This window comes from Floridaenema flaviceps BLCC-F50 (assembly GCF_041929275.2).
Taxonomy (GTDB): Bacteria; Cyanobacteriota; Cyanobacteriia; order Cyanobacteriales; family Aerosakkonemataceae; genus Floridanema; species Floridanema flaviceps.
Window position 1 is genome coordinate 1,942,069 of the sequence record NZ_JBHFNR020000002.1, and the last position, 13,092, is coordinate 1,955,160.

A 13,092-nucleotide genomic window follows, 5' to 3' on the forward strand; every position below is an offset into this window, starting at 1 on the left:
AGGCAGTTATGTCTAAATACGACTCCCATTTAAAATGTTCCTTTTGTGGCAAGTCTCAGGAGCAAGTACGCAAACTAATTGCTGGGCCGGGAGTCTATATCTGTGATGAATGTGTTGACCTGTGTAACGAAATATTGGAAGAGGAGTTGTTGGATACCAGTCCTTCCGCTCCCCAACCAACCAACAGGCAAGAACAACCACAGAAGCGGCGTTCCCGCTCGGCTCATCTCTCGTTACATCAAATTCCTAAACCGAGAGAAATTAAGAAGTATTTAGATGAATATGTAATCGGTCAGAATGAAGCCAAGAAAGTCCTATCTGTAGCTGTCTATAACCATTACAAACGTCTCAGCTTTATTCAGTCGAAAAATAATGGCAAAGTCAGCGCTGACGACACTGTAGAATTACAGAAGTCGAACATTTTGTTGATGGGGCCCACTGGCTGCGGTAAAACATTGTTAGCGCAAACTTTGGCAACGATGCTGGAGGTGCCGTTTGCGGTGGCAGATGCGACAACTCTGACTGAGGCGGGTTACGTTGGGGAAGATGTGGAAAACATCTTGCTCCGATTGCTTCAGGTGGCAGATTTTGATGTGGAAGAAGCCCAAAGAGGGATTATCTACATCGATGAAATTGACAAAATTGCCCGCAAGAGCGAAAATCCTTCGATTACCAGAGATGTGTCTGGGGAAGGGGTACAGCAAGCTTTACTGAAAATGTTGGAAGGGACAGTGGCTAATGTGCCGCCTCAAGGTGGGCGCAAACACCCCTACCAAGACTGTATCCAACTCGATACCAGCAATATTCTGTTTATCTGCGGTGGTGCCTTCGTTGGTTTAGAGAAGATTATCGAACAACGCATTGGTAAACGCAGCTTTATGGGATTTGAGGTTGATCCCAATGGGGCGGAGATTAGTAAACCAAGGGAAAAGAGAACGGCTGATCTTCTGAAGCATCTGGAACCGGATGATTTGGTGAAGTATGGTATGATTCCAGAATTTATCGGTCGGATACCAGTGGTGGGAATGGTTGAGCCGTTGGATGAGGAAAGCTTGACGGTAATTTTGACTGAGCCTCGAAATGCTTTAGTTAAGCAGTACCAAAAACTGCTGAAGATGGATAATGTCCAATTAGAGTTTAAGCCAGATGCGGTGCGAGCGATCGCGCAAGAAGCCTATCGTCGCAAAACTGGTGCCAGAGCATTACGGGGAATCGTCGAAGAGATTATGCTCGATGTCATGTACGAGTTACCCTCCCGGAAAGATGTCACTCGCTGCTTGATTACCAAAGAAATGGTAGAAAAACGCTCTACCGCAGAACTCTTGTTACATCCTTCCTCTTTACCAAAACCGGAATCAGCGTAAAATGATTTTTGGTCATTTGTCATTTGTCATTTGTCATTTGTTAATACCCAATAATTAACTAATTAAAAGTCCGATAAATGATAAATAAATATCTGATGACCAATGACCAATAACCAATGACTAATGACCAATAACTAATGACCAATGCCATTAATTAAAATTCGTGGTGTCGAGCATTTTTATGAATGGATTCGCAGCGAAACTGGTAAAACAAAACCAGTAATGGTTTTTGTTCACGGTTGGGCGGGTTCTGGCAGATATTGGGAAAGTACGGCTCAAGCTTTAGCAGATGATTTTGATTGTTTACTCTACGATTTGCGAGGTTTTGGTCGTTCCCGTTTGCCTTTAATAGAAGCAGAAGATGCAGCTAAAATAACTTATGAATTGGAAGAATATGCTGAAGATTTAGCAGCATTATTAGATGCCTTCCAGTTAGAAAAAGTTTATTTAAATGCTCACTCAATGGGTGCTTCTGTGGCTACATTGTTTTTAAATTTGTATCCCCAGCGCGTGGAAAGGGCAATTTTAACTTGTAGCGGCATTTTTGAGTATGACGAAAAAGCTTTTGCTGCTTTTCATAAATTTGGTGGTTATGTAGTGAAAGTTCGTCCGCGTTGGTTAGGAAAAATTCCCTTTGTGGATAAACTTTTCATGAAGCGATTTTTATATCGTCCCTTACCAACGGCGATTAGCCAAGCTTTTTTAGAAGATTTTCTCACAGCAGATTATGAGGCGGCTTTAGGGACTATTTTTACTTCTGTGAGTAAGCAAGCATCGGAAGTAATGCCACAAGAATTTGCTAAATTAACCGTACCAACTTTGTTAGTTTCAGGGGAATTTGACCAAATTATTCCCGCAAAAATGGGACGACAAGCGGCAAATTTAAGTGATAAAGTTGAGTATGTTTTAATTCCCAAAACTGCTCATTTTCCCATGTTGGAAGATGCGGAAACTTACTTGCGAAAGGTGAGAGGCTTTTTGTTCGTGTAGCGATTAAAATTGCGGCTACACGAACAAAGTCCGCCTACGCGGACTTTAAAGAATAAGCCGGATTTGATATTTTAAAACTCCTCATTTTCCTCTCTGAAGCGGTTAAAAAATTGTAGGGACACGGCATCAAAAACATTTGCAATTCCTACCGTTATCTCTACTCATGCCGTGTCCCTACCCTCACCAATAGACTTCTTCAGCAAGCCCTAAATATGGTGGGATATATGGTGGGATGGTGCGTTACACGCTTCGTTAACGCACCCTACGCATAGAGCCTAACTTTGTTGAAATTGAGTTAATAACCAACTATAAACTTGTCCTTGATCCATTTGACGAGTGCGCCGCAAAGCTTCGTTTAATACAGAAATTTTTAGTCCTGGTAATACGTTGGATTCAGTAATTCGACGGCTGCCATTATTTTCAATTAAAAAAGCTATAACTTGGACGTTTGGTACATCGACAATCCAGTATTCAGTTACTTTTAAATCTTCATATATTAATCGTTTTTCGCCTTTATCATCAGCTAGTGAAGTGTTAGCAACTTCTATAACTAAGGTTGGTGGAGGATAAATGTCTAAGTCAATAATCGAAGTTCCATAAGGAATGATGTTGGCGTTTTCACCTATGTAATAAGATACATCGGGTTGCACGTCTTGAACGCCTGTTTTACGGTAAGTGCAGTTATCTTTGCCACTCAATTTAATCTTTTTTGTAGCTGCAAATAGGGTAACAGCAGCAATAATTATTGTATGATCGCTAGCATGGTCGTTTCCTACTGGTGGCATTTCAATCCTCATTTTTCCATTGTGATAGTAGCATTTTGCTTTTTCATAGTTGGGATTGTCAACTATTTCTATATATTCATGCCAACTAGCTTTTACCCAGGTGTCGATCGCTATTTCCGTCTGAATTTTGCTCATAACTAACCTCTGTTCAAATCAAGGGAGAAATAGTTGAGAAAAGGGAATTTCAATTGTGGTAAAAGCTAGAGAATAAATTAGATCATCGACAGTTAAAACAATTTCTTCTGGCGATCGCTTCGTTGATTTGATTTAACTTTTACTACAAAGTTAACCAACCAAAGACTTGTTCAGCTGTTATTTCTAAGGGAATTCCATAAATTACTGGTAAGGGAGTAGCACCTTGAAAAATTTCTACTTGCTGACCGGGAAATATGGCAAGAATGCTTTCTGTTTCTGTGTCAATCAACCAACCTAATTCTGTGCCATTTTGGGAATAATTCAATAATTTCTTTAGCAAAAATAATTGTTTTTGGTCAGGGGAAAGAATTTCGATCGCCCAATCAGGATAAATTTCAAAGCGGTTAGCAATTCTTCCAGAGGATTGAATCGGGATTCTTTCCCGAGCGGAATACTGAGACATCAGGGACGATCGATTCACCGCCAAACGTGCAGCGTAGTTCGGGAAATGCTATAGCAATTTTTGGTTTTTTAGCTACTCGATTAATCGCTTCACAAAGTTCTAGCTGAAGTAGACTATGTTCGCCTTGTCGAATTGGTTTTTGAATGATTTCTCCCTTGATCAATTCTGATGGCGGATTAGTTTCGGGAACTTTGAAGAAATCCTCTATATTGGTCTGATATTGAATGTTTTCGCTCATAACAATTTTTACCCTAACCCTAATTCTCGCTTGAGTAAGTTAATGGAATTAATGCCAATGTAGTTTTCACAACAAACTAATTGCGGGGGACGAATTAAATCATCTCGTGCTTCTGCTACAACAGCTTTGACGCTATTGAAACTGGCTTGATCGCTAATAATAACTCTGGCGCTACGAACTAAAGCATTAAGCTTATAAAGATCTCCTTTTTGCGCTGTCATTACTAGTAAATCTTCACCGCGTAAACTGTGAATAATTACTTCTGCGGCTCGCAGGATACCAGAACTGAGACTAACTAAACCTACACAACTATCTTTTGGTAAAGTGCTGATAATTTGAATTTCTTTGGTGTAGTCGTAGATGTCGATCGGAATTACTCGCACAGATTTGGGAGCAACGATCGCTTCTGCTTCACCAATAAAATAGCGACTAGTAACAACTGTACCAGAATGAGTTTGTTCTAAAGATTTCGCTAGTTGTTCTAAGGGTACTAATTGCACGGGAATCCCCAAAGCTTGTTCTAATTCTTGTACCATTAATTCACCAACTCCAATATCATAAGCTGGGGCGGTGACAAGAACACGAGCGCTACAACGTAATCGCCAATCAATTTCTCCTAAGAACAACTCTCTAGCTTGACTGAGATTACAACCTTGGGCTAAAAGTTGATCTAAACTTTCTTGGACAACTTTACTAGCTTCAGGATATTGTTCTAGAATCGGGGATCTAATTTTGGTTCCGCCTTCGTGACCTTGAGCACGAACATAAATTCCTGACCCAGCTTGGGAATCAACTAATCCTATCTCTTCTAAATGACGATAGACTTTGCTAATAGTGTTGCGGTGTAAACCCGTTTGCATTGCTAATGCTCTGGTGCTGGGAAGGCGATGTCCGGGGGGAAATTGGCGGGATGCGATCGCAAACCTAATCTGATTAAATAGTTGAGTAGATGCCGGAATTTCACTATCAGGCTGAATATGAAATTGAACCATACTAGAGCCTCCAGGGACTCCCAATAAATAATTAACAGGGATAAAAGCCGTACACAGCAAAAATTCTGATTTTTGTCTGTATCTTCAGTTTATGGTTATCCTACCTAAAATTGTCTATCCAAAAATTGCGATAATTGCATCTTATCCTTTTCTGGCTAATTTACTTGATGAATTCGTGAGCTTCTCTTCAGAGAAGCCTATTTAGATATCCATTTCTGTTTTCCTCTGCTTAGAGTAACAAAAAAGGGATAAATTCTAAAATAGTTATGGAAAACTCGGCGCTGCAAAAAGTCAAGCTTTTTGATACCACAGTGGAGTTAAAAAATCAACATTATGCAAATGACGAAGATTGTTTCCTGGTTTAGTCGATCGATCAAATATAGCCTTGTCACTCTCTTGGGAGTAGCTATTTGTTGGAGTGCAATGGCAGTATTACATGAGGCTGCAATGGCGCAAAATCATGTAGAGACGTTGTATACAACCTCTCTACCTAATAATTCATCAACCTCTCTACCTAATAATTCATCAACCTCTCTACCTAATAATTCATCGACTACGGAAGTTACCCAAAAGTCAAGCATTGATTCCCTACAACGGAACAGTAGTTTTGTCACCGCAGCAGTTAATCGTGTTGGGTCAGCAGTAGTGAGAATTGATACCGAGCGTACTATTACCCGCAATGTCGATCCATTTTTTGACGATCCATTTTTCCGGCGTTTTTTTGGTGATGAATTTTCACGTGGTGGGGGCCCACAACAAGGACTAATGAGAGGTCAAGGTAGCGGTTTTATTATCGATAAAAATGGTGTAATTCTCACCAATGCTCATGTAGTTGACCAAGCGGATAAGGTGACGGTGACGTTGAAAGATGGACGCACTTTTGCGGGTAAAGTGCAGGGAGTTGACGAAGTAACTGATTTAGCGGTGGTGAAAATTGACCCGAAAGGCAAATTTTTACCTGTGGCACCTTTAGGAGATTCTTCTACTGTACAGGTGGGAGATTGGGCGATCGCAGTTGGTAATCCACTAGGATTAGACAACACCGTTACCCTTGGTATTGTTAGCACTTTAAAACGACCATCCGTAGAAGTCGGAGTTCCTGATAAACGACTTGATTTTATTCAAACTGATGCCGCAATTAATCCTGGAAATTCAGGGGGACCTTTATTAAATAGTTCAGGAGAAGTAATCGGAATTAATACAGCAATTCGTGCTGGAGCAATGGGAATTGGTTTTGCGATTCCGATCGATAAAGCCAAACAAATTAGCGCTCAATTAGTCCAAGGAGAAACAGTTGCTCATCCTTACATTGGCATTCAAATGGTAACTTTAACCCCTCAATTGGCAAAAGAAAACAATAACGATCCTAACTCCCCCCTCACAGTACCAGAAATTGCTGGTGTATTAGTTATGGGTATTTTGCCTAATACTCCTGCGGCTCAAAGTGGTTTACGTCGTGGAGATGTGATTGTAGAAATTGACGGTCAACCTGTTAATAATGCAACGGTTTTGCAAAATATAGTGGAAGGATCGCGCATTGGTCAAACCCTACAATTAACTGTACAGCGTGGTAATCAAACTCAAAAAATAGGAATTAGGACAGCACAATTGCAGTCTTAATCAAAACTCAAGATCCCCGACTTCTCCAAGAAGTCGGGGATCTTGTTACGTATAGGGGTTGGGGATTAGGAAATAAGAAGGGGTTAGGGGTTAGGTGTTAGGTGTTAGGGAAGAGGGAAATTTCCAAGAGCACCCAACACCTACCCCCCACCCCCCAAAGCTGGGGATGTTAGTTAAAGTAATGAGATTGAATTAATAACTCAAAACTCAAAACTTAAAACTCAAAACTATTCAAAATCATCATCTTCATCGTCGTCCATTCCATCATCCCCGTAAATTTCATCATCAATTAATTCATCACCATCGGATAAGAAAGAGTAACCACCACGACCTTTAGTAGTAGGTTCGGTTTCTCGATCGTCTCTGGTGATGTTATCCATGCGGTAATTGCGGGCGGTGCGATCGTCCAACACCACTTCAGACAAACTTACATCGTCATCAAGCACGCCACTGCCGTCATAACTTAAATCAATGTCAGGAGTAGACATCGCCTCTTCATAAGCATTGAAACCTGTACCAGCAGGAATCAACCGTCCAATAATCACGTTTTCTTTGAGTCCACGCAACCAATCAGACTTGCCTTCAATAGCTGCTTCTGTCAATACTCTGGTTGTTTCTTGGAAGGAAGCAGCAGAGATGAAGCTATCAGTATTCAAGCTGGCTTTTGTGATCCCCAGTAGAACGGGAGTGTACTGAGCCGTAGCAGCACCAGTAATCGACATCGCCTCGTTTACTTGCTCAATTTGCCGCAGTTCTACCAATTCGCCGGGAAGCATTACCGTGTCGCCTCCGTCATCAACTCGGACCTTGGAGGTCATTTGGCGAACAATTACTTCAATGTGTTTATCGGAAATTTCAATTCCTTGGGATTGATAAACCGATTGAACTTCGTTAACTAAGAAAGTTTGGCAAGCTCTTAGGGCAGCGAGTGATGCCTCGTAAATCCCTCGACTTTCCCGATGTAACTCGAAAAAGATATCCAGGATTTCGTGGGGATTGGATGGGCCATCGGTTAAAGGTTCCCCAGCATCTACTTCTTGTCCATCGCCAACGATGACGTTTTGTCCGGGGCCAATGGGATACTCAGCTATTACTCCGTCCGTTTCAATGACTTTGATTTCGTGCGGTTCGTCGTCTCCATAAACAATTTGAACCGTTCCGGGGCGACGGGAGAGGATACAAGCTTCTTTTGGTTTTCTGGCTTCTAGGAGTTCTTCAATTCTGGGTAATCCTTGAATGATGTCTCCGGTTTTGGTTCTTTCAAACACCAGTAAAACTAGGTTGTCTCCCCGTTGTACTAAGTCTCCGTCGTCAATGTGTAAAATCGCGCCGTTGGATACCCGATAAGGACGAGCAATTCGCATTACCACTAGAATGCCCTTGTCTCCTTCTTTGAGCGCAACTACCATGCCGGAGGAAGGAGCTTCTATGCCGGGGGCTATTAGTGTGCCATCGGTAATTAAGTCGTTGACTTTAACGGCGAGTTCTTTTTTGCTTGTGACGTTGGTTTGGATAGTGATTAGATCAGTATCTCTGACTACTAATACACGGCGAATTGCTTCTGCGCCTTCCCGAATCCCGCGAATTTCTCCAGCTTCTTTACACTGAATTTCGGTGCGTGCGACTACTGCCCCTGGGGGGATTTCTTGTCCGTTGTGTACTAGCAAGCGAGTTTGGGTGCTGCCTTGGGTGGCATCTGCGGCTACGTCCCGACGAATTACTAATGATTCTAGGATCACTAATTGCAGACGCATTACTTCTGGGTCGTTTTCGTCTGGAATTAACTCAATATCTGCCGCTAGTTGGGGGGCATCTCTGCCAATTTCTAACACCAGTTGAGTCCGCAGTAAGTCTAACCCTTCTACAGATTTGACTCGTTCTCCGTCTTTGTAAGGTAGTCTTTGAACCGCACGCAGTTCTAAGGATTGGGCTGCGTCGAGGGCTGTTTCAGATGATGAGAGGGCAAGGGCTGGGGCTTGGGCTTGTTCTCCTGCTGCTTTTGATGACGCTCTTTGGGTGGGTACGCTGGGATGATCGGGAATGTGGAATTCCTGAACTGGGCGCAGTAGGAGGGCTGGGCCTTCGGGGGTTTCGATGTATTCTGCGTAACGCAGTTCTTGGGGGCTGATGCCGGGGTAGATTTCTTGTCCTGGATTAACGAGGCTGCCTGTGTTTTCGGTCATTATGGAACGGAAGTCAGGCGCGATCGCTTCTAAGTCATCTATTAAGTGCAAGTCTCCCGGTTTAATCACGATTTCCCGCAGAATATCGTTTTTCTGTACGACTTCGATCACGCCAGAACTACCAGCGAAGATGTCTTTGACTACCTCTGTTCCCGCTTCGATAAATTGTCCATCTTCCACTAAAAGCAGAGAGATGTCTTTGTTAACTTCGTGGGCTTCTTCTGGTATCCAAAGCAGTGTGCCGCCTTGAACTACTTCGTAACCTTGTTTGGCTTTGCCGCGTTTGGCTACTTCTACTCCGGCGTATTTGATGATACCGCCTGTGTTGGTGCGGTAGCGATCGTCAATCAGTTCGGCTACTACCTGGTTGTTTAACACCTTTGTTCCAGGGGCAGCTTTTAAGGAGAAGAGTTGTCCGCCTTGGGTTTCAATTAGGTAGTGATCGACTCCTTGGAATTTTTCGCCGCGAACTCTGGCTGTATCCAAGAGTACGGAGGCGGTGATGATTTCTATTTCACGGGCTAATCCGGTGTTGTTGTCTTGGGGTAAACGGACTACGCCACCATGTTCGCTGATTAGTTTGGTTTCGGCTAGAACGCTGTTGGCTTGTATTTTGTCGTTGTTTTTGACTACTGGTTCGGCTCCGGGTGGTAAGTTGTATACTTCTCCTGAGAGTACCCAGACTAATCCCCCACGTTGGGCGATTCTGGTGGTGTTGCCTTGGCGATCGGTTTTTTCTTCCGGGATCAAGTCAGCAAATTTGACTTCTCCGGCTAAGTCAGAAGCTACGTCTTTTACAGCTTTTTCTGTACTCCGACGGACGTTGCGCCCAGTAATCGGCACTTCTGCAAGCAATTTCCCAACTTTAACTTTGCTGCCATCTGCGGCTAGGAGGGTGGAACCTTGGGCGATCGAGAAAGTTTCGGAGTTGTCTGTTCCGGTAAGGGTGATTTCGCCGTTAGTTTCTGCGGTGAAGGCTTCTTCACCATGACGGGTGCGGTGGGGACGAACTCGGAGGCTGCGGCTATATTTAACTGTGCCTTCGATGCTGGATTTGATCACCTTCGCTACTTCCCCAGTGAATACCCCTCCGGTGTGGAAGGTTCTCATGGTTAGCTGGGTTCCCGGTTCTCCGATCGACTGCGCCGCAATAATGCCCACAGCTTCACCCAAATCTACCATTTTGGCGTGAGCTAAACTCCAACCGTAGCAAGTTTGGCAAACGGAACGGGCAGCTTCACAGGTAAGGGGGCTGCGGAGGATGACTTCTTCTACACCAGCTTTGCCGATTTCTGCGGCTAAGTCATCGTCTATGTGTTGGTTGCGTTTGGCAATGATTTCCCCGGTGGTGGGATGGGGTACGTCGGCGGCTAACATCCGTCCGAGTAGGCGGTCTTTCAGGGGGATGAGTACGCGATCGCCATCGGTCATCGGCTTCATGGAAATGCCCCGATTAGTCCCGCAGTCTAATTCCCGAATAATTACATCTTGGGAAACGTCTACTAAGCGGCGAGTTAAGTAACCAGAATCCGCCGTTCTTAATGCGGTATCTACCAATCCTTTACGAGCACCGTAAGAGGAAATAATGTATTCCGTAACGGTCAATCCTTCGCGGAAATTGGTTTTAATTGGTAAGTCAATGATTCGCCCTTGAGGATCTGCCATCAATCCCCGCATTCCAACCAACTGGCGCACCTGAGAAATGTTACCTCTAGCACCAGAAAACGCCATCATGTAAACAGAGTTCAGCGGGTCTTTTTTGCGGAAGTTAGTAACAACTTCATCTTTGAGAATTTCTGAAGTACTGTTCCAAGTATCAATTACTTTTTGGAAACGTTCTACTTCCGTAATTTCCCCTCTGGAATAGCGCTGTTCTGTGTTGCGAATTTCTTCTTCTGCTGCTTCTAAAAGTTCGCGTTTGCTATCAGGAACTTGTAAATCATCTACAGATATAGATACTCCGGCTTTTGTCGCATAACGGAAACCTAAATCTTTCAGTTTGTCTGCGATTTGAGCAGTTCTCGCTGTTCCATAGTGAGTGAATGCCCAGGTAATTAATTTTTTTAATTGACCTTTGTCAACAACTTGATTACGAAATACTTGTTCTTCTGTCATGGTAATTGGTAATTGGTAGTTGATGATTTTACTTGGCGAAAGCCAGTCATTTGTTGTTGGTCATTTGTTGTTGGTCATTTGTCATTTGTTATTTTTTTGCTACTAATGACTAATGACTAATGACCAATGACCAATGACATAAGACTAATGACTAATGACTAAGACTTTTTTAGCGGATTGCATTTTCAATGGTTTTATTGAAAATAATCCTTCCCGGAGTGGTGCGAATATATTGGTTAATTAAATTACCTTCCGCATCTTCCCGGACTCGGCGCAAAAGTGCGCCACTTTTCTCACCCACATAAGTTTTAGTTACAAACTGTCCGTCGTCCGATCGCTCTTCACTCGCCAGTTTTTCTGGTTCCGAATGTACGGTTTTGCCATGAAACCTCACCATGATGTATGAATGCAGGTTAATTTCTTTCTGTTCGTAGGCAACAATTACATCATCAAGACTTGGGAAATAGCGGTCTTTATCTTTAGCAAAACCCGGATTCTCAGCAGTCAAATAATAACAACCGAGTACCATATCTTGGCTAGGGGTAACAATTGGTCTACCAGTTGCCGGAGACAAGATGTTATTAGAAGCTAACATTAGCAATCTTGCTTCCGCTTGAGATTCCAAAGACAAAGGAACGTGAACCGCCATTTGGTCGCCATCAAAGTCAGCGTTAAATGCGGGACAAACTAATGGGTGTAATTGAATCGCCCTTCCTTCTACCAAAATTGGTTCAAAAGCTTGAATCCCTAATCTGTGTAGTGTAGGCGCACGGTTTAGTAATACTGGGTGTCCTTCAATTACCTCTTCCAAAACATTCCAAACACTTGGATCGTTGCGTTGAATTAACTTTTTCGCCGCTTTAATGTTGTTTACTAAACCTTGGCGAATTAGGCGATGGATAACGAAGGGTTGGAAAAGTTCGATCGCCATTTCACGAGGCAAACCGCACTGGTGAATCTTTAATTTTGGCCCTACCACAATTACAGAACGACCAGAATAATCCACCCGTTTACCTAACAAGTTTTGCCGGAAACGACCTTGCTTCCCTTCAATAATATCCGACAGAGATTTCAACGGACGATTATTAGCCCCAACCACCGTTCTACCGCGCCGACCATTATCAATTAACGCATCGACAGCTTCTTGCAACATCCGTTTTTCGTTACGGACAATGATTTCAGGAGCTAAAATTTCCTGTAATCTAGCTAAGCGGTTATTCCTATTAATTACCCGGCGATACAAATCATTTAAATCCGAAGTCGCAAACCGACCACCATCTAATTGCACCATCGGGCGTAAATCAGGCGGAATCACGGGAATAACTTCTAAAACCATCCAATCTGGTTTAGAACCAGTAGCGACGAAGTTATCCATTACGCGCAATCTTTTAATCAATTTGGCGCGTTTTTGTCCCTTAGCAGAAGCAATTTCTTCGCGTAATTGTTCTGCTTCTTTTTCCAGATTCAAATCTTGCAGTAACCGTTGTAGCGCCTCCGCACCAATTCCCACTTCTACACCAGAAAGTTGGGTATCCTCACTATAAATTTGATCCTCAATTTCCATCCACTGATCTTCACTCAGCAGTTGCTTATAAGTGAGGTTAGGCGCATTACCAGGATCTAGAACCACATAAGCATTAAAGTAAACAATTTGTTCCACATCCCGCAACGGCATATCTAAGAGAATCGCAATATAAGAAGGAATTCCCTTGAGATACCAAACATGGGCAACTGGCGCTGCCAATTTAATATAGCCCATGCGATGCCGACGCACTCTAGATTCGGTTACTTCTACGCCGCAACGTTCGCAAACAATACCTCTATGTCTGACTCTTTTATATTTACCGCAGTGACATTCCCAATCTTTTGCAGGGCCAAAAATGCGCTCACAAAATAAGCCATCCATCTCTGGCTTTAGGGTACGGTAGTTAATAGTTTCTGGCTTGGTTACTTCACCAACTATTTGTCCATTAGGTAGAGTTCTTTCTCCCCATTGCCGAATTCTTTCTGGTGAAGCAATGCCAATTTTTACATAATCAAAACGCTGTTCCAGCTTTGCCATTTCTACTCCGAAAATCAAAATATTATTATTAGGAAATCAACTTTTTTAGGGAGTGGGTAGTTGGGAGTGGGTAGTGGGTAGTTGGTAGTTGGCATTTTTAAGGAGACAGAACACAAGAAAAACACTTTTACTCTGAATGCTATTT

Annotated in this window: 7 protein-coding genes and 1 pseudogene; 3 read left to right on the forward strand and 5 right to left on the reverse strand. The window is 43.0% G+C overall.

Features of this window, described 5'->3' with window-relative positions; genetic code table 11:
- The first annotated feature begins 8 nt into the window (after positions 1 to 8).
- A complete protein-coding gene (gene clpX, locus ACE1CI_RS28910; RefSeq protein ID WP_413265729.1) occupies positions 9 to 1,364 on the forward strand; it encodes an ATP-dependent protease ATP-binding subunit ClpX in 1,356 nt (451 codons plus the stop codon).
- Between the two features lie 144 nt (positions 1,365 to 1,508).
- A complete protein-coding gene (locus ACE1CI_RS28915; protein ID WP_413265730.1) occupies positions 1,509 to 2,354 on the forward strand; it encodes an alpha/beta fold hydrolase in 846 nt (281 codons plus the stop codon).
- A 275-nt stretch (positions 2,355 to 2,629) separates the two neighbouring features.
- Here ACE1CI_RS28915 and ACE1CI_RS28920 read toward each other — a convergent pair whose 3' ends face one another.
- The 3 genes and pseudogenes from ACE1CI_RS28920 to ACE1CI_RS28930 form a co-directional block, all read right to left on the reverse strand.
- On the reverse strand, positions 2,630 to 3,274 hold the full coding sequence (locus tag ACE1CI_RS28920) for a Uma2 family endonuclease (protein WP_413265731.1): 645 nt from the start codon (positions 3,272 to 3,274) through the stop codon (positions 2,630 to 2,632).
- A gap of 142 nt (positions 3,275 to 3,416) precedes the next feature.
- Positions 3,417 to 3,975 (reverse strand): annotated as a pseudogene (locus tag ACE1CI_RS28925) (Uma2 family endonuclease).
- 8 nt (positions 3,976 to 3,983) lie between these two features.
- A complete protein-coding gene (locus ACE1CI_RS28930) occupies positions 3,984 to 4,967 on the reverse strand; it encodes a GntR family transcriptional regulator (RefSeq protein ID WP_413265733.1) in 984 nt (327 codons plus the stop codon).
- A 333-nt stretch (positions 4,968 to 5,300) separates the two neighbouring features.
- On the opposite strand from ACE1CI_RS28930, the gene ACE1CI_RS28935 reads away from it, so the two are divergent.
- Entirely contained in the window at positions 5,301 to 6,587 is a 1,287-nt protein-coding gene (locus tag ACE1CI_RS28935; protein WP_413265734.1) for an HhoA/HhoB/HtrA family serine endopeptidase, read from the forward strand.
- Between the two features lie 227 nt (positions 6,588 to 6,814).
- On the opposite strand, the gene ACE1CI_RS28940 is transcribed toward ACE1CI_RS28935, so the two are convergent.
- Positions 6,815 to 10,885, reverse strand: coding sequence for a DNA-directed RNA polymerase subunit beta' (locus ACE1CI_RS28940; RefSeq protein ID WP_413265735.1), 4,071 nt, complete (start codon positions 10,883 to 10,885; stop codon positions 6,815 to 6,817).
- Positions 10,886 to 11,054: 169 nt separating this feature from the next.
- Positions 11,055 to 12,947: a DNA-directed RNA polymerase subunit gamma gene (locus ACE1CI_RS28945; protein WP_496615886.1), complete on the reverse strand. Its 1,893-nt coding sequence runs from the start codon at positions 12,945 to 12,947 to the stop codon at positions 11,055 to 11,057.
- Positions 12,948 to 13,092: the final 145 nt, after the last annotated feature.